At 29.9% G+C, this 18,836-nt stretch carries 19 protein-coding genes; 11 read left to right on the top strand and 8 right to left on the bottom strand.

From position 1 onward, the window contains the following. Positions 1–16: 16 nt before the first annotated feature. The 8 genes from FRIFI_RS14275 to dnaA all read right to left on the bottom strand — a co-directional run bounded on the left by FRIFI_RS14275 (position 17) and on the right by dnaA (position 9,078). Positions 17–274 (bottom strand): hypothetical protein, encoded by a 258-nt coding sequence (locus FRIFI_RS14275; protein ID WP_092921718.1) that lies wholly within the window; start codon positions 272–274, stop codon positions 17–19. Then, complete coding sequence (locus FRIFI_RS14270) at positions 274–558, bottom strand: YtxH domain-containing protein (protein ID WP_092921716.1); 285 nt, start codon at positions 556–558, stop codon at positions 274–276. Before FRIFI_RS14270 ends, FRIFI_RS14275 begins: the two co-directional genes overlap by 1 nt. Before the next feature lie 55 nt (positions 559–613). Continuing rightward, a complete protein-coding gene (gyrA, locus tag FRIFI_RS14265) occupies positions 614–3,040 on the bottom strand; it encodes a DNA gyrase subunit A (RefSeq protein ID WP_092921714.1) in 2,427 nt (808 codons plus the stop codon). A gap of 18 nt (positions 3,041–3,058) precedes the next feature. Then, positions 3,059–4,960 carry a DNA topoisomerase (ATP-hydrolyzing) subunit B gene (gene gyrB / locus FRIFI_RS14260; RefSeq protein WP_092921712.1) on the bottom strand — a complete coding sequence of 634 codons (1,902 nt, stop codon included), beginning with the start codon at positions 4,958–4,960 and terminating at the stop codon, positions 3,059–3,061. Then, the gene (gene recF, locus FRIFI_RS14255; RefSeq protein WP_092921710.1) at positions 4,961–6,076 is read right to left on the bottom strand and encodes a DNA replication/repair protein RecF; all 1,116 of its coding nucleotides are present in this window, start codon (positions 6,074–6,076) and stop codon (positions 4,961–4,963) included. It abuts the gene before it with no gap. 15 nt (positions 6,077–6,091) lie between these two features. After that, entirely contained in the window at positions 6,092–6,298 is a 207-nt protein-coding gene (yaaA, locus tag FRIFI_RS14250) for a S4 domain-containing protein YaaA (protein ID WP_092921708.1), read from the bottom strand. A gap of 113 nt (positions 6,299–6,411) precedes the next feature. Next, the gene (gene dnaN / locus FRIFI_RS14245) at positions 6,412–7,518 is read right to left on the bottom strand and encodes a DNA polymerase III subunit beta (RefSeq protein WP_092921706.1); all 1,107 of its coding nucleotides are present in this window, start codon (positions 7,516–7,518) and stop codon (positions 6,412–6,414) included. A 240-nt stretch (positions 7,519–7,758) separates the two neighbouring features. Beyond that, positions 7,759–9,078 carry a chromosomal replication initiator protein DnaA gene (gene dnaA, locus FRIFI_RS14240; protein WP_092921704.1) on the bottom strand — a complete coding sequence of 440 codons (1,320 nt, stop codon included), beginning with the start codon at positions 9,076–9,078 and terminating at the stop codon, positions 7,759–7,761. Positions 9,079–9,753: 675 nt separating this feature from the next. Between dnaA and rpmH the strand changes: the two genes are divergently transcribed. The 11 genes from rpmH (at position 9,754) to FRIFI_RS14185 (ending at position 18,826) form a co-directional block, all read left to right on the top strand. Next, positions 9,754–9,888: a 50S ribosomal protein L34 gene (gene rpmH / locus FRIFI_RS14235; RefSeq protein ID WP_092921702.1), complete on the top strand. Its 135-nt coding sequence runs from the start codon at positions 9,754–9,756 to the stop codon at positions 9,886–9,888. A gap of 79 nt (positions 9,889–9,967) precedes the next feature. Next, positions 9,968–10,318, top strand: a complete 351-nt coding sequence (gene rnpA / locus FRIFI_RS14230; RefSeq protein ID WP_092921700.1) for a ribonuclease P protein component — start codon at positions 9,968–9,970, stop codon at positions 10,316–10,318. Positions 10,319–10,349: 31 nt separating this feature from the next. Continuing rightward, positions 10,350–10,601, top strand: a complete 252-nt coding sequence (gene yidD / locus FRIFI_RS14225; RefSeq protein WP_092921698.1) for a membrane protein insertion efficiency factor YidD — start codon at positions 10,350–10,352, stop codon at positions 10,599–10,601. A 29-nt stretch (positions 10,602–10,630) separates the two neighbouring features. After that, complete coding sequence (locus FRIFI_RS14220) at positions 10,631–11,332, top strand: YidC/Oxa1 family membrane protein insertase (protein ID WP_092921696.1); 702 nt, start codon at positions 10,631–10,633, stop codon at positions 11,330–11,332. Beyond that, entirely contained in the window at positions 11,304–11,930 is a 627-nt protein-coding gene (jag, locus tag FRIFI_RS14215) for an RNA-binding cell elongation regulator Jag/EloR (RefSeq protein WP_092921694.1), read from the top strand. The genes FRIFI_RS14220 and jag overlap by 29 nt, the downstream gene beginning before the upstream one ends. A gap of 127 nt (positions 11,931–12,057) precedes the next feature. Next, complete coding sequence (gene mnmE, locus FRIFI_RS14210; protein WP_166506171.1) at positions 12,058–13,437, top strand: tRNA uridine-5-carboxymethylaminomethyl(34) synthesis GTPase MnmE; 1,380 nt, start codon at positions 12,058–12,060, stop codon at positions 13,435–13,437. Between the two features lie 82 nt (positions 13,438–13,519). Then, positions 13,520–15,415 carry a tRNA uridine-5-carboxymethylaminomethyl(34) synthesis enzyme MnmG gene (gene mnmG, locus FRIFI_RS14205; RefSeq protein ID WP_166506170.1) on the top strand — a complete coding sequence of 632 codons (1,896 nt, stop codon included), beginning with the start codon at positions 13,520–13,522 and terminating at the stop codon, positions 15,413–15,415. Beyond that, complete coding sequence (gene rsmG / locus FRIFI_RS14200; protein WP_092921689.1) at positions 15,408–16,127, top strand: 16S rRNA (guanine(527)-N(7))-methyltransferase RsmG; 720 nt, start codon at positions 15,408–15,410, stop codon at positions 16,125–16,127. Before mnmG ends, rsmG begins: the two co-directional genes overlap by 8 nt. A 157-nt stretch (positions 16,128–16,284) precedes the next feature. Continuing rightward, entirely contained in the window at positions 16,285–17,070 is a 786-nt protein-coding gene (gene noc, locus FRIFI_RS14195; protein ID WP_092921687.1) for a nucleoid occlusion protein, read from the top strand. Positions 17,071–17,175: 105 nt separating this feature from the next. After that, entirely contained in the window at positions 17,176–17,949 is a 774-nt protein-coding gene (locus FRIFI_RS14190) for a ParA family protein (RefSeq protein WP_092921685.1), read from the top strand. A 1-nt stretch (position 17,950) separates the two neighbouring features. Further along, on the top strand, positions 17,951–18,826 hold the full coding sequence (locus FRIFI_RS14185; RefSeq protein ID WP_092921683.1) for a ParB/RepB/Spo0J family partition protein: 876 nt from the start codon (positions 17,951–17,953) through the stop codon (positions 18,824–18,826). The last annotated feature ends 10 nt before the right edge of the window (positions 18,827–18,836 follow it).

Genomic DNA, 18,836 nt, shown 5'->3' with positions numbered 1-18,836 from the left:
ACCTCCTTATATGCAATTATCTCTTTATAAATTTAAATATTTTGGCTATACCTGCCACTTTGCCAACTAAATCAGTTATTTCTTCTGTATTTTTAGATATAGCGGCAACATTTTCTATTGTCTCGTGTATATGTCTTTCATTATAGTCAACTATTTTGTATACCTTTCCTACAACTTTAGTTGTCTCATTCAATAATCTTCCTATGTATATTGCTATAATTAATGCCGAAACACCAAATAAAACAGCACCTATTTGCCATCCCATTGCATCCATTAATTATTCTCCCCTTCATCTTCAAAAGTTCTACTTATTACTATTTCATCTTCACATATATCTATACTATCTTCTAATACATTATCATCAATTAGATTATTTATTTTAGTTTTTACACCATCTATTGTTCCTTGTAAAGCTTCTTTTGGGTTTTCCTTAACCTCACCTAGCTTTTCTTTAGCATCTCTTCTTAATTCTGAACCTTTTTTAGGTGCAAAGAATAAACCGGCTATAAATCCAAGAAATGCTCCTAGTAATAAATATTTCCCTTTCTTATTGCTCATAATACATTCTCCTCTCCTATAGTCGATAGCTATGGAAAAAGAATAGGATATATTCCTATTCTTCTTCTATATTTATTTTAGCAATAGAAACTACATTAACTTCATCATTGGTCTTCATTAGTTTAACACCGCTTGTTACTCTTCCAAATAATGATATTTCATTCACTCTTAATCTTATTAACACTCCATCTGAGTTTATTATCATTATTTCGTCTTCTTCTGTAACCATTTCAGCTCCAACAAGCTTTCCTGTCTTAGCAGCTATATTATATGTCTTTATACCTTTACCAGCTCTTATCTGAGTTCTATACTCTTCTATATCTGTTCTTTTTCCAAATCCATTTTCACTAACTACTAATACTTCTGTTCCTTCATCTGTTAAGCTCATAGATACTACTTTATCATCAGCGCCTAAAGTTATACCTTTAACACCCATAGCAGTTCTACCCATTGGTCTTATGTCATTTTCATCAAATCTTATAGACATACCATCTTTAGTTATTAGTAAAACTTCCTTATTAGCATCTGTTAACTTAACTCCTATAAGCTCATCGTCTTCTCTTAATCCTATAGCTATCAGCCCAGATTTATTAATATTTTTGAACTCTTCACGCTTAGTCTTTTTAACTATACCATTTTTAGTAGCTAATAATAAATATTGATTCTCATCATTTTCATTTATTGCTATTAGTGTGGCTATTTTTTCATTTGGAGCTAGTTGAAGTAAGTTTATTATAGCTGTACCTTTAGACTGTCTCTTCCCTTCAGGTATTTCATAAGCATTTAATTTAAATACTCTACCTTTGTTAGTGAAGAATAATAACTTACTATGAGTCGTTGTTGTTACAAGGTGCTTAACAAAGTCTTCTTCTCTTGTAGTAAGAGCTGATATACCTCTTCCACCTCTATTTTGACTCTTATAAGTATCTGCTGGCACTCTCTTTATGTATCCAAAGTGAGTTAGAGTTATAGCTATTTCTTCTTCTTCAATAAGATCTCTAACGTCTATTTCACCCTCAGCATGTCTTATTTCAGTTCTTCTTTCGTCAGCATAATTCTTTTTAATTATTAGCATTTCGTCTTTTATTACGTTAAGAAGTAATCTCTCATTAGCTAATATTTCTTTTAATCTATTTATTTTCTTAATTAACTCTTCATACTCTGCTTCTATTTTATCTCTTTCTAATCCTGTAAGTCTTTGAAGTCTCATGTCTAATATAGCTTGTGATTGAATTTCTGATAATCCAAATCTCTCCATAAGACCTGCTTTAGCTTCTTGAGTAGTTTTAGAGCTTCTTATTAATTTTATTACTGCATCTATGTTATCTAAAGCTATTCTTAACCCTTCTAATATGTGCGCTCTTGCTTCAGCTTTATTTAATTCAAATTTAGTTCTTCTTGTAACTACATCTTTTTGATGTTTTACATAGTAGTATAATATTTGCTTAAGATTTAATACTCTTGGTTGCCCATCAACTAATGCAAGCATTATTATACTTATAGTTTCTTCCATTTGAGAATGCTTATATAAGTTGTTTAATACTATATTTGCATTAACGTCTCTCTTAAGCTCTATAACTATTCTCATACCATTTCTGTTACTTTCATCTCTTAGGTCAGATATTCCTTCAACCTTCTTCTCTTTAACTAAATCAGCTATTTTTTCAACTAACTTAGCTTTATTAACTTGATATGGTATTTCAGTTACTACTATTTGTTGCTTATTCTTAGGTAGTTCTTCTATATAAGCTCTTGCTCTAACTTTTACTTTTCCTCTACCTGTTCTATAGGCATTAGCTATATTTTCTTTTCCCATTATTATTGCTGAAGTAGGAAAATCTGGTCCTTGTACAAACTGCATTAAATCTTCTACAGTGCACTCCTCATTATCTATTAAATGTACTGTTGCATCTATAACCTCTGCTAAGTTATGAGGTGGTATACTTGTTGCCATACCAACTGCTATACCGTTAGATCCATTAACTAATAAGTTTGGGAATCTAGATGGTAATACTGCTGGCTCCTTTAAAGACTCATCAAAGTTAGGGATAAAATCAACAGTCTCTTTTTCTATATCTCTTAATAATTCTAAAGATAGTTTACTCATTCTAGCTTCAGTATAACGCATTGCCGCTGGTGAATCTCCATCGACTGAACCAAAGTTACCATGTCCATCAACTAAAAGTCCTCTTGTAGAGAAATCTTGTGCCATTCTAACCATAGCTAAGTAAACTGCACTATCACCATGTGGGTGATATTTCCCTAGAACGTCCCCAACTATACGGGCAGACTTTCTATAAGGTTTATCTGGTGTTAAGTTCAATTCATTCATAGAGTATAGTATTCTTCTATGAACTGGCTTAAGACCGTCTCTTACATCAGGAAGAGCACGTCCAGCTATAACACTCATCGCATAATCCATATACGATTTTTTCATTTCATCAGCTATTTCTAAAGGAAGTATTCTATTGTTTTCTTCCATTTACACTCATCCCCTTTCTTATATATCTAAATTCTTAACGTATTTAGCATTTGTTTCTATAAATTCTTTTCTTGGGGCTACTTTATCACCCATAAGCATTGAGAATACCTCATCTGCCATAGCCGCATCTTCTATATTTACTTGTAGTAATGTTCTAGTTTCTGGGTTCATTGTTGTATCCCATAATTGCTCTGCATTCATTTCTCCAAGTCCTTTGTATCTTTGTAACTCTACGCCAGTTCTACCAATCGACTCTAATAGGCTAGCAAGCTCTTTGTCTGAGTATACATAGTATTCTTTCTTTTGTTTCTTGACCTTATATAGTGGTGGTTGCGCTGCATATACATATCCATTTTCTATAAGTGGTCTCATGTATCTAAAGAAGAATGTAAGTAATAATGTTCTAATGTGAGCTCCATCGACATCGGCATCGGTCATTATTACTATTTTATGATATCTAGCTTTTTCTAAATCGAAGTCATTTCCTATACCACATCCAAAAGCAGTTATCATATTTTTTATTTCATCTGAAGATAATATTTTATCTAATCTAGATTTTTCAACGTTAAGTATCTTACCTCTTAGTGGTAATATAGCTTGAGTGTGTCTATCTCTACCTTGTTTAGCAGATCCACCGGCAGAATCCCCTTCGACTAAGAATACTTCACTCTTAGCTGGGTCTTTTTCAGCACAGTCTGCTAATTTCCCAGGTAATGCAGTACTTTCTAACACACTTTTTCTTCTAGTTAACTCTCTTGCTCTTTTTGCAGCTTCTCTCGCTCTTTGAGCTCTAAGGGCCTTATCAACTATTATTTTTGCTGTAGTTGGGTTTTCTTCTAAGAAAGCTCCTAATTCTTCAACAGTTATACTATCCACTATACCTCTCATCTCTGTATTACCTAGCTTAGTCTTTGTTTGACCTTCGAATTGAGGCTCAGGAAGCTTAACAGATACTACAGCTGTAAGACCTTCTCTTATATCTTCACCTAATAAATTAGGCTCATTATCTTTTATTACTTTATTTCTTCTTGCGTAATCATTTAATGTTTTAGTAAGGGCCGCTTTAAATCCACTTAAATGAGATCCACCCTCATGAGTATTTATATTATTAGCAAATGAATATATGTTTTCCGTGTAACCATCAGTATATTGCATTGCTAATTCTACCATATAGTCATCTACTTTTTTGTCTATATAAACTATATCTTCATGTATTCCAGTTCTCGATTTATTTAAGTATTTTATATATTCTACTAAACCACCAAGGTAGTGGAATTCTTTTATCTTTTCTTTTCCTTCTCTTTTATCTTCTAAAATTATTTTTATTCCTTTGTTAAGGAATGCTAATTCTCTTAATCTATGCTCTAATGTTTCATACTTGAAGTCTATTTCGTCAAATATAGTAGCATCAGGCATAAAGCTTATACAAGTTCCTGTGTGGCTTGATGTTCCTACTGCATTAAGTTCTGATGTAGCTACACCTTTTTCATAAGTTTGTCTGTATAACTTTCCATCTCTTGAAATTTCTGCTACTAACCACTCAGATAACGCATTAACAACAGATACCCCAACTCCGTGAAGACCACCAGATACCTTGTATCCTCCTCCACCGAACTTTCCTCCTGCATGAAGTACTGTTAAAACTGTTTCTAGTGTAGACTTACCTGTTTGAGGGTGAACTTCAACTGGTATCCCTCTCCCATTATCTCTTACTAAGATACTTCCATCTTGATTTATAGATACGTATATCTCAGTACAATATCCTTGAAGTGCTTCATCTATACTGTTGTCTACTATCTCGTAAACTAAGTGATGTAACCCTCTTGGACCAGTAGATCCTATATACATACCAGGTCTTTTTCTAACAGGCTCTAATCCTTCTAGAACCTGAATCTGACTTGCACCATATTCTTGCTTCATCTAGTTCCCTCCATTCTCTATGTTTACAACACTTCCATTATCAATATTAAATATAGTAGTGTTATCTATATTGAATATACTTTTATGTGAAACCTCTGCTGTAGTTATAAACATTTGAACTACATTTAAGTTATTTACTAATAGTTTTTGCCTTGTTTCATCTAATTCACTGAACACATCATCTAAAATTAATATTGGATATTCTCCAACTTCATTATTTATTAACTCAATTTCTGATAATTTTAAAGAAATTGACGCAGTTCTTTGTTGTCCTTGTGAACCATATAACCTTACATCTAGTCCGTTAACAAATATGTTAAGATCATCTCTATGTAGTCCATATCTAGTAGTCCTTGTATCTATATCATGCTCACGGCTTGACGAAAGTTTTTCAATAAATTTGTTATATACTGTCTGGGCAGTATCTTCATCATTTATATCAATTTGATTTTTATATGTTATAACTAAATCTTCAATTCCTCCAGTTAGTTTATCATGTAAACTTTTAGATATACCTGCTATTTTCTTTATAAAATCTCTTCTAAGTATGTAAATATAGCTCCCGTACTTAGCTAAACTTTCATCATATACATCTAATAAAGATTTATCTATATTCTTACTCTTAAGTAACTGATTCCTTTGGAATAATATTTTATTATAATTTGTAAGATAATTATAATATCTGGGTATAATTTGACTAATCTCTTTATCTATGAAAGATCTTCTTTCTTTAGGTCCTTCTTTAACTAGTCTCAGATCTTCTGGAGAAAATATTACAACATTTATATTTCCAAGCAGTTCGTATATTTTTTGAATAGGTATTTTATTTACTTTTATACCCTTCTTATTCTTACTGATAGCTATTTCAATTAAGCCTTTAGTATTTTCCTTTGAAAAAGCTCCTCCAACATAAAGATTCTCTTTTTCAAATTTTATTATTTCCTTGTCTTTATTGGTTCTAAAGGACTTTCCAAAAGATAGCATATATATAGATTCTACTATATTAGTCTTTCCTTGGCCATTTTTTCCGACAAGAAGATTTACTTTTTTATTAAATTCCAGATGTAAGCTATCGTAATTTCTAAAATTGACTAACTGCAAACTATTTAGTTGCATAAAAGGCTCTCCTTATTACACTACTTTTATTTGATTTCCTTCTACCTCAACTATATCTTGAGGTTTAAGTTTTCTTCCTCTTCTTGTTTCAACTTCTCCATTTACCTTAACTAGACCTTCTAATATTAAAAATTTAGCATGTCCACCTGTTGATGCTAAGTCTGCTAATTTTAAAAGTTGATCTAATTTTATATATTCTGAATCTATATTTATCTCTATCATAGCTCGTCCTCCTATTTATTTTCATTTAGTTTTTCACTAACATGTCAAAAATATATTATATCATAAAATTAGTTATAAAAACCCAACTTTATTAGTTGGGCTTTTTTAATGAATTATATACTAGATGATATTCTTACTGGAAGTAATAGGTATGTGTACTCGATTTCGTCAGCAGGTTTTATTATACAAGGATTAACATTTGTTGTGAATTCTATAAATATCTCTTCACTATCAATGTTTTTTAATCCTTCTAAGAAGTATCTTGAATTGAATGCGATATCTAAATAATCTCCTTCTAATTCTAGTGAAACTTCTTCATAAACATTTCCTTTATCTGTATTAGAAGTTATTGCCATTGCATTATCTCTTATAGATAATTTGATTAGATTATTTTTTTCAGCTTGAGATAATAATGATGCTCTCTCAATACTATTTAAAAGATCTCTTGTTTTTAATTTAACTCTAGTATTGTGTTCTCTTGGAAGTAATCTTTTATAATCTATAAATTCACCTTCTAAAAGTCTAGTTATTATTTTAGTGTCATTTATTATAAATATTGCATTTTTATCATCAAATCCCATTTTTATATCTTCTTCTGATGATAATAAGCTATTTACATCTATTAATGCCTTTCCTGGAATTATAACTTTAGCATCATTTGAAATATTCTCTAAATTACAGCTTCTAACAGCTAATCTATATCCATCTATAGCTACTAAACTTATATTACCATTTACTATTTCTAAAAGTTCACCCATTAAGATAGGCTTTGTTTGGTCTTGAGATATAGCAAATACTGTTTGCTTTATCATATTTTTTAGTAAATCTTGAGGTATATTATATAAGTCTTCTTTATTTACTTCTGGTAACTTTGGAAATTCTTTAGCTGAATCTCCTTTTATCTTAAATCTTGAGTTTACACAATTTATGTATACATTATTTTCACTATCTGTTTCTATTTCAACAAAAGAATCTGGTAGCTTTCTAATTATATCACCAAAAAGTCTAGCATTTACTACTATTTCTCCTTCTTCTATAACTTCAGCTTGTGTATAAGTTTCTATACCTATTTCTAAATCATAACCAGTTAATTTTAGTTGATCTCCTTTTGCTGATAATAATATTCCCTTTAATAAGTCTAAAGTAGTTTTACTATTAATAGCTTTTTGAGATATTCCGATTTTATTAGCAAGTATTTTTTGATTACAAATTATTTTCAATGTGGATAACCTCCTTGTGGTCTTCATATATAAAAAATAAATAAAAAATTAGTAGTAATAGTAATAGGCTATGTGGATAATGTGAATAAATACTTTAAGCCTAATAAATGCAAAGATATTAACATGTGTATAAAGTGTTAATATCTTTGTTGATTTTAGTAGTATAAAGTGTTAATAAATTTTAGACAAAAAAATATAAACATTATATTAACACAAAATCCACATATAATTGTTTATAAGTTACCCTTTTAATTCAGAGATTATTTTTTCTATTTTTATTTTGATTTCTTCATTAGTTTGTATATCTTTAATAATCTTATCGTGGGCATGTATAACAGTTGTATGATCACGTCCTCCAAACTCTTCACCTATTTTAGGAAGTGATAAATCTGTAAGTTCACGTGATAGATACATTGCTATTTGTCTAGGATAAGCAATTGATCTTGTTCTTTTTTTAGAATTAAAATCTTCCATTTTTATATCAAATACAGATGCTACCTTCTCTTTTATTCTATTTACATTTATTTCTTCATTTTTTGAAGTAGTTATTATATCTTTTAAAGCTTCTTCTGCTAATTCAAAAGATATAGTTCTATTAGTTAAAGATGAATAAGCAACCACTCTAGTTAAGGCACCTTCTAATTCTCTTATATTAGACTTTATATTTTTAGCAATATATGTCATAACCTCGTTTGGAACATCAATATTTTCCATTTGAGCTTTTTTTCTAAGTATTGCTATTCTAGTTTCAAAATCAGGAGCTTGTATATCTGTTATAAGTCCCATTTCGAATCTAGATCTAAGTCTATCTTCTAATGTTGGAATTTCTTTAGGTGGTCTATCACTTGAAATAATTATTTGCTTATTAGCCTCATGTAAAGAATTAAAGGTATGGAAAAATTCTTCTTGTGTTCTTTCTTTTCCAGCTATAAATTGAATGTCATCTATTAAAAGAACATCGACATTTCTATATTTATTTCTAAACTCTTCATTTCTGTCATCTTTGATAGAGTTTATAAGTTCATTTGTAAATTTTTCAGAAGATACATAGACTACTTTAGGATCCTTTTTTTGACTCATTATATGATGTCCTATAGCATGCATAAGGTGAGTTTTACCTAATCCAACGCCTCCATATAAGAAAAGAGGATTATAAGCTCTAGCTGGAGATTCAGCAACAGCAACACATGCGGCATGAGCAAATCTATTACTATTACCGATTACGAATGTATCAAATGTATATTTTGGATTTAGGTTAGGATAATTAGCCTTTGAAGCTGAACTTTTAGCTTCTTCTCCAAGACCTTCTATGTCTTTTTCACTTAAAACAAATTTAATATTATATTTTTTTAATGATAGCTGATTTACAGAACTTTCTATTAAATTTAAGTATCTATCTTCTAAAATACCTTTAGTGAAGTCATTAGGGACTAAAAGAATTAAATCGTTATTGTGTATTTTTAAAGGTACTATTTGCTTAAAAAAAGCATTAAAACTAGGTGGAGATAGCTCACCTTTTATTAATTGTAGTGTTTTGTCCCATAAAGAAACTACATCCATAATATAAACCTCCGCGCAAATTAATTAACACTTTCCACAAGTTATTAACAAAAAAACAAAAAAATATATATGATAAATAAATTCATTAGATTTATTTGGATAATTATGTGGATAAAATATTAATAATGTAAAAATGTATTAAAAAATAAAAAGATATAAACAATATGTATATAAAGTTATAAATAGTCTAAAGATATAATAAATGTAGTTTATAACTAAAGTATTATCTAAAAGTATACAAGTTATACACATTTATATCCACAGCTTGTGAATAACCTTAATAAGTTAATAAATCTTATAAACATTATCAACAAGTATATTAATAATATCAGAATAAGTGCCAAACTTCAAGGCATTCTGCTTAATTTATCCACAATATTAACTACCTGTTGATAAATTAATACACAGCTACAATTTACGCAATTTTCCTACATAATAATAAATCAACTTTTAAATGAATGTGGATAAATCAGACGACAAATTTGAGGTAATAAATAGTCACCAAAACATATAAAATAAAACAAACAATTTTGTTATTTCATGTATCTAAAAACAAGTTGACAAGCAATATAAAAGCATTTATAATTGTATGTGTTATGTTTACTTTGAGGGTAAGGTTATTATTCTTATAAACGGAAAATAAACGGAAATAAAATTTGAAAGGCGGTGTATGTAATGAAAAGAACTTATCAGCCAAAGAAAAGACAAAGAAAAAAAGAACACGGATTCAGAAAAAGAATGAAAACTTCTAACGGAAGAAACGTGTTAAAGAGAAGAAGAGCTAAAGGAAGAAAGAGATTAACTCATTAATCATTGAGAGAGGCCGCTGTAAAGGTGGCCTTTTTGTGTAGAAACTATATTTACAAGCTGTGTTTACGGAGGGTTTAATATGGACTTCAAGAAAACAAAGGGCTTAAAAAAAGACTCTGATTTTAGAAAAGTGTATAAACACGGCAAATCTTTTGCAACTAAGTATCTGGTAATGTATGTACTAGATAACAAATCAGATGATACTAAATTAGGTATATCAGTATCTAAAAAAGTAGGTAAAGCAATTGTTAGAAATAAGATAAGAAGAAGAATAAGAGAATCATATAGATTAAATGTAGATGAAAACGTTAAAAGTGGGTATGATATAGTTTTTATAGCAAGGATAGCAAGTAATCAGGCTGAATATAAAGATATTGAAAAGTCTGTAAAATATTTGGTAAGAAAAGCAAATATAAGATTAAGTGAATAACAAAAGTCTAAATATGGAGGCATTTTAAAATTTGAAAAAAATAATTACTATACTGAAGGAAATAAATATATACTTAGCGAAATTATGTATTTATCTAGTGAGATTTTATCAAAAATTTATATCTCCATTAAAAGGACCTACATGTAGATTTTATCCAACATGTTCACAATATTCTATAGAAGCTTTTAAAAAATACGGGCTATTAAAAGGAATATATTTAACAGTAAAAAGAGTATCGAAATGCCATCCTTTTCATCCAGGAGGTTACGATCCTTTAAAATAAAACAGAATATACTCTAGGAGGTATAACAGTTGAGTATTATAAGTAATTTATTAGGTGTTGTGTTAAAGACAATTTTTGACTTTATTGGAAATTATGGTCTTTCAATAATTGTATTTACAATTTTTGTAAAAGTTTTATTATTACCGCTTACAATAAAGCAAACTAAGTCTACAAAGGCTATGCAAGATATACAGCCTAAAATAAAAGAGATACAAGAAACGTATAAAAATAAGCCAGAAAAGCAACAACAAGAGTTAATGAAGGTATATCAAGAAGCTAAGATAAATCCATTAGCAGGATGTTTACCACTATTAATACAAATGCCTATATTAATAGGATTATTTACAGTATTAAGAGATCCTGTTACTTATGGTGTTTTCCAAGATAAAGCAACGCTTGCTACTGCATCAGAAGGGTTTCTTTGGATAAAAAACCTAACTCAACCAGATATTATATTAGCTGTATTATCAGGGGCAACTACATTCTTAATGCAAATGATAATGATGCCAAAGGATCAGCAACAAGGTTCAATGAAGATAATGACTTACTTCATGTCGGGGATGATGTTATTTTGGGGATTCACGTTCCCTGCAGGTCTTACATTATATTGGACAGTAGGTAACTTATTCTCAATTGCACAACATTATTTAGTAATGAATCCTTTAAAAGCTAAGTTAGCTAATTCTAAGGAGGAAGTAATAGATGAAGGAAAGCATAGAAATAAGAAGTAAGAGTAAGGAAGATGCTATAAGCCAAGCAATTGAAGAGCTAAAAGTATCTGAAAAAGATTTACAAATAGAAACAGTACAAGAACCTACAAAAGGTTTCTTAGGTTTTATAGGTGCTAAGGAAGGTCTATACAGATTCAAAGTTATTAAAACTGAGTCAGATATAGCTAAAGAGTTTGTTGAAAATATACTTAAGAACTCTAATGTAGAGGCTAAAGTTAATGTTACTCAAGATAATAATTTAATTAAAGTAGACATAGAAGGAAAAGAAGCTGCATGTTTAATAGGAAGAAGAGGGGAAACATTAGATTCAATTCAATTCCTTACAGGATTAGCGCTTAATAAAATAAATAAAGACTCGCATATGAGAGTGCTTGTAGATATAGAAAACTACAGATCAAAGAGAGAAGAATCTTTAATAAGATATGCTAACAAAGCAGCTAGAGAAGTAGCTAGAACTAAAAAAATAAAGAAATTAGACTATATGAATCCATATGAGAGAAGAATAATTCACTCAGCTCTTCAAAACGATAAGTATGTAACTACGTATAGCGAGGGAACAGATCCATATAGAAGATTAGTAATAGAGTATAAAAGATAAAATTTAACCTCCTATGTAATAGGGGGTTTTATTTTTGTTATTTATTTTATATAATGTTAAGATTAAGGAAAGAATTAAAGATAACGAAATTAAAGATAAATTAACTAAATAATAAGAGGTGATTAATTTGTTTATAGATGATACTATAGCAGCAATTGCAACAGCACCAGGTGAAGGTGGTATAGGTATAGTAAGAATTAGTGGTCAAAAAGCACTGAAAGTAGCAGATGAAATATTTAGATCTATGTCAGGAAAAACAATAAGTGAATATAAAACTAGAACTTTAATATACGGAAATATAGTAGACGGTGAAGATGTTATAGATGAAGTTTTATTAGCTTATATGAAAGGGCCAAACTCATATACTGCAGAGGATGTTATAGAAATAAACTGCCACGGAGGATTTATTTCAGTAAAGAAAATATTAGAGCTTATATTATCTAAAGATGTAAGAATAGCTGAACCTGGAGAATTTACAAAAAGAGCATTTTTAAATGGAAGAATAGATTTATCTCAAGCAGAAGCAATAATAGATGTAATAAAAGCTAAAACTGATATGGCTCATCAAGTAGCTCAAAATCAGCTAGAAGGTTCTTTATCAAGTAAGATAAAAGAATTAAGAGGAAAAGTAACAGAAGTATTAGCACACTTAGAAGTTGCTATAGATTTTTCAGAGGAAGATATAGAAGAAATAACATATCAAACTCTTAAAGAAAAAGCTGAAGAAATAAGAATAGAAATTAAAAAATTATATGATACGGCTGAAAGTGGTAAAATACTTAGAGACGGACTTAAGACAGTAATAGTTGGTAAACCAAATGTTGGGAAATCTTCATTGCTTAACTCTATATTAGGTGAAAATAGAGCTATAGTTACAGACATACCAGGAACAACTAGAGACGTTATAGAAGAATTCGTAAATATAAAAGGTATACCTTTAAAAATAGTAGATACAGCAGGTATAAGAGAAACAGAAGATGTTGTAGAAAAAATAGGTGTAGAAAAATCAAGAGAATCATTTAATAGTGCAGACTTAGTTATAATGGTATTAGATTCATCGAGAAATCTTTCTGATGAAGATATAGAAATACTAGAAAACCTAGAAAATAAGAAGACTATAGTTATATTAAATAAAACAGATTTAGAACCTAAAATAGAAGAAGATGTACTAGCTAAGTATGTAAAAGAAGAAAATATAATAAGAACATCAGCATTAAAACATGAAGGAATTGAAGAATTATATGATAAAATAGAATCTATGGTTTATAAAGGCAGTGTTAAGAATTCATCTAGCTTAGTAATAACTAATTCTAGACACAAAGATGCATTATTAAAATCATATGAATCTATAAATGATGCTATAAATGCAATAGACTCATTCCTTCCATATGATTTTATAGAGGTTGATTTCAAGAATATATGGGATTATCTAGGTTATATAAATGGAGACACAGTAAAAGAAGACCTATTAGATACTATATTTAGTAACTTCTGTATCGGAAAATAAAGTGTATAATATAAAATACAGATAAGCAATTATAAAAAAGTTTTTCGTGAAACATAAATATAAACGTAGAAAGGATACTGACATGATAGACTTCAAAGCAGGAAAATATGATGTAATAGTAGTTGGAGCAGGTCACGCCGGATGTGAAGCTGCTTTAGCAGCTGCTAGAATGGGACAAAAAACACTAATAGTAACTATGTCTTTAGACTCTATTGCACTAATGCCATGTAACCCATCAGTAGGAGGAACAGGTAAAGGTCAATTAGTAAAAGAAATAGATGCTTTAGGTGGTGAAATGGGTGTAAATGCAGATAAAACACTTATACAAAGTAGAATGTTAAATACTGCAAAAGGACCAGCTGTTCACTCTCTAAGAGGACAAGCGGATAAATTTAGATACCACACAGAAATGAAAGCTACTTTAGAAAATGAACCTAATCTGGATATAGTAATGGATGAAGTAGTAGATATATTACATGAAGGCCAGACTGTTAATGGAATAGTAACTAAACTTGGATGCCAATATGAAGCCAAAGCTGTAATATTAGCAACAGGAGTTTATCTAAACTCTAAAATATTCATAGGAGAAGTAACTCTTAATGAAGGACCTAATGCATCAGGGTACTCTAAAGATTTAACTGATAAGCTAGTGGATTTAGGATTAAATATGAGAAGATTCAAAACAGGAACTCCTGCAAGAATCCATAGAGATAGTATAGATTTCACTAAGATGGAAATCCAAGAGGGTGACAAAAGAATAACGCCATTCTCTTTCTTAAGTGATGAAATAAATATAGATCAAGAGCCTTGTTATTTAACAAGAACAAACACAAAAACTCATGAAATAATAACAAGTAATTTAAGCAGAACAGCAATGTATAGTGGACAGGCAAAAAGTACAGGAGCGAGATACTGCCCATCTATAGAAGACAAAGTTGTTAGATTTAGTGATAAGGAATCTCATCAAATATTTATAGAGCCAGAAGGTAGAGAAACAAAAGAAATGTACATCCAAGGGATATCAACTAGTTTACCTTATGAAGTACAATTACAAATGTATAAAAGTATTCAAGGTCTTGAAAATGCTAAGATAATGAGACCTGCTTATGCAATAGAATATGATTGCATAGATCCTACTCAATTAAAAATAACACTTGAAATAAAGGGTGTTGAAAACTTATTTAGTGCGGGACAATTTAACGGTACTTCAGGATATGAAGAGGCAGCAGCACAAGGTCTTATAGCTGGTATAAATGCAGCATGTAAAATACAAGGAAGAGAGCCATTTGTACTTGATAGATCAGAAGCTTATATAGGTGTTTTAATAGATGATTTAGTTACTAAAGGAACAAACGAACCTTATAGAATGATGACATCTAGATCAGAGTATAGATTATACTTAAGACAAGATAATGCAGATATGAGACTTACTCAAAAAGGATATGACTTAGGGTTAGTTACAGAAAGCAGATACAATAGATTCTTAGATAAGAAAGCTGAAATAGAAAAAGAATTAGAGAGATTAAAAACAGAAAGAGTTACTCCTAAAGAAGTAAATCATCTTTTAGCAGAAATGGGAGCATCTGAAATAAAAGTAGGATTATCTTTATATGAATTTTTAAAGCGTCCAGAGGTTAACTATGACTTAATTGAAGCTATAGGAAAAGGTGCTGGAGAAGATGTTCACTATGAAGTGAAAGAACAATGTGTAATAATGACAAAATATGAAGGATATATAGACAAGCAATTAAAGCAAATAGAGCAATTTAAGAAGCTTGAAAATAAAAAGTTACCAGAAACTATAGACTACTCAACTATAGATGGTTTAAGAATAGAAGCAAGACAAAAACTTAATGATATAAAGCCAGTTTCAATAGGTCAAGCATCTCGTATATCAGGGGTTTCACCAGCTGATATATCAGTACTCCTTATATACTTAGAGCAAATGAGAAGAACTAGAGGGGGAAAAGATGAATAATACGGAAATGCTAAGACAAGGTCTAAAGGATTTTGGAATAGAACCAAGCGATAAAATGCTAAATGATTTCAAGGTTTATAGAGAGATACTAGTCGACTGGAATCAAAAGATGAACCTTACTGGAATAGAAGAGGAAAAAGAAGTGTATATAAAGCACTTCTTGGACTCTGTTTCAGCTGTAGTTAATGGATACATAAAAGATGGAATGTCTATAATAGATGTTGGTACAGGTGCAGGTTTTCCAGGATTACCATTAAAGATATGCTTAGAAAATGCTAATGTAACTCTTTTAGATTCATTAAACAAAAGAATAAACTTCTTAAAAGAAGTTAGTAATACCTTAGGTTTAACTAATATGGAGTTTATACACGGTAGAGCAGAAGATTTCGGTAAGTCAGAACAATATAGAGAACAATATGATATAGCAACAGCAAGAGCTGTGGCTGGATTACCTATACTTATGGAATTTTGTGTACCATTTGTTAAAGTTGGAGGATATTTTGTGTGTTTAAAAGGACCTAATGCAAACTTAGAGCTAGAAGAGTCAAAAGCTGCTATGGATGTTTTAGGATTAGAATTTATTGAAAAAATAGATGTAGAGCTTCCAGAAACTGATTTAGACCATAATATATTAGTTTTCAAAAAAGTAAGAAATACTCCAGAAAAATACCCTAGAAAAGCGGGTAAACCTGCAAAAAGTCCTATAAAATAGAGATAGGTATATTAAAAATATATTAAAAATAAAACAAAATAGAAGGATTATATAATTACATGCAGAAATAGTATACTCATATGTATCTAATGCAGTATTAATTTGTAAGTAAATAATGAAATTCAAATATATTTATATCTAATAAGAGAGGGATGTTATGGAAGAAAAAAGAGTTGTGGAGATACCTATAGAAAATATAGTTCCAAATCCATATCAACCAAGAAAAGTATTTTCACAGTCAGCATTAGAGGAATTAAGCAACTCTATAAGAGTTTATGGAATACTTCAACCAATAACAGTTAGAGTTAAAGATGAAAAGTATGAATTAATTGCTGGAGAAAGAAGATTTAGAGCGGCTAAATTGGCAAATTTAACAGTAATACCGGCTATTATAAATAACATGTCTGACGAATATTCTGCTGTATTAGCACTGCTAGAAAATTTACAAAGAGAAGATTTAAATTTTATAGAAGAGGCTATGGGGTATGAAAATTTAATAAAAGAACATGATTTTACACAGCAGCAACTAGCAGAAAAGTTAGGAAAGAATCAATCTACTATAGCTAACAAACTTAGAATACTAAGATTGCCAAGTGATATAAAAATAAAATTAGTAGAAAATAACCTAACAGAAAGACATGCAAGAGCATTGCTTAAGTTACCAAATGAAGAGTTAATGAAGGATGTCTTAGATAAAATAATAAAGAATGAGCTAACTGTAAAGAAAACAGAAAAGTTGATAAAGGATATATTAGAAGATTTACAAGAAACTGAAGAGCCAGAGAAAAAGCAAAATGTAAAGAGTTCAATGGCTATAAGAATATACTTAAATACTATGAAGCAAGCCTTCGATGCTATAATAGGAACAGGAATTGAGGCTAAATATAACGAAGTAGATAAGGGCGATTATATGGAGGTTGTTGTAAAAATTCCTAAAAAGTAAGGTTACTGCTTGGCAGTAGCCTTTTTTTATCAAAATTGGAATTAAAAATTTTATACTATAAATTTTAGAAAAGTGAATTTTAGAAGAAACAAGGGGGGAAATCTTGTGGGAAAAGTTATAGCAGTTTTTAACCAAAAGGGTGGAGTAGGAAAAACTACAACTAATGTAAATTTAAGTGCAAGTATAGGAAAGATGGGTAAAAAAGTACTAGTACTAGATTTAGATCCACAAGGAAATACAACTAGTGGATATGGAATAGAGAAACAAGAGGTAGAAAACACTATATATGAAGTAATGTTAGATGGTGTAGATATAAGAGAGGCAATTTTACCTACAGAGTTTGACAATGTAGACACTATTGCTTCAGCAACTGAGTTATCAGGAGCAGAAATAGAGCTTACTAATATGGACAAAAGAGAATACGTATTAAAAAATGCTATAGAATGTGTAAGAAAAGATTATGATTATATATTTATAGATTGTCCTCCTTCATTAGGAATGTTAACTATAAACTGTCTTACAGCAGTAGATAGTGTATTAATACCAATACAGTGTGAATATTATGCACTAGAAGGTGTAAGTCAGCTTATGGAAACTATAAAGCTAGTTAAGTCTAGACTTAATCCACATATAGAAATACAAGGAGTAGTCCTTAGTATGTTTGATGGAAGAGCTAATTTATCAATACAGGTAGTTGAAGAGGTAAAAAGATATTTCAAAGGAAGTGTATATACTACATTAATTCCTAGAAATGTTAGATTGGCAGAAGCACCTAGTCATGGAAAGCCAGTTATATATTATGATGCAAGATGCAGGGGAGCAGAGGCATACATGGACTTAGCAGAAGAGTTCATAGATTTAGAGGAGGATATAATATAATATGGAAAAAAAATCGTCTAAAAGAACAAATAGATTAGGAAGAGGTCTTAGTGCCTTAATTCCAGAAATTAAAGAAGGAATAGATAGCAAAGATATAATAAGTATAGAATTAAAGAATATATATCCTAATGAAACTCAGCCAAGAAAAGTGTTTGATGAAGAGAAAATACAAGTATTATCAGAATCTATAAAAAACTATGGAGTATTACAACCAATAGTAGTAAAGCCAGATGAAAATGGCAAATATATGATAATAGCAGGAGAAAGAAGATACAGAGCATCTAAGATGGCAAAATTAAAAGAAGTTCCTGTTGTTATTAAAGATATACCAATGAAAGATATAATGGAGATAGCTTTGATAGAGAACTTACAAAGAGAAGATTTAAACTCTATTGAAGAAGCTTTAGCCTATAAAGGATTAATAGATCACTATAAAGTCACTCAAGAAGAAATATCAGAAGCAGTAGGAAAGAGTAGACCACATATAACAAATACTTTAAGGTTATTAAATCTTGGTGAAGCAGTAATGAAGATGATAGAAAGTGGCCAAATGACAGCTGGTCATGGTAAGGCATTACTTAGAATATCAGATAAAGAATTACAAGAAGAACTAGCAAAGAGAGTTATAGAAGAAGAGCTTTCAGTTAGAGCAACTGAAAATTTAGTTAAAACTATTGCAGAAAATAATACAAAAGAAGTACCAAAGAAAATAAAAGAGAAGGATATATTTATAGTTGATGTAGAAGAAAAACTTATGAATATATTTGGAACAAAAGTAAATATATCAAAAGGGAAGAAAAAGGGAAAAATAGAGATAGAATATTATAATGATGAAGAATTAAATAATATTTTATCAATGATGCTTGAAGATAATTAATGTAAAGTGA

The organism is Romboutsia hominis (genome assembly GCF_900002575.1).
GTDB lineage: Bacteria > Bacillota > Clostridia > Peptostreptococcales > Peptostreptococcaceae > Romboutsia_C > Romboutsia_C hominis.
This window is presented reverse-complemented; position numbering and strand designations above follow the sequence as displayed.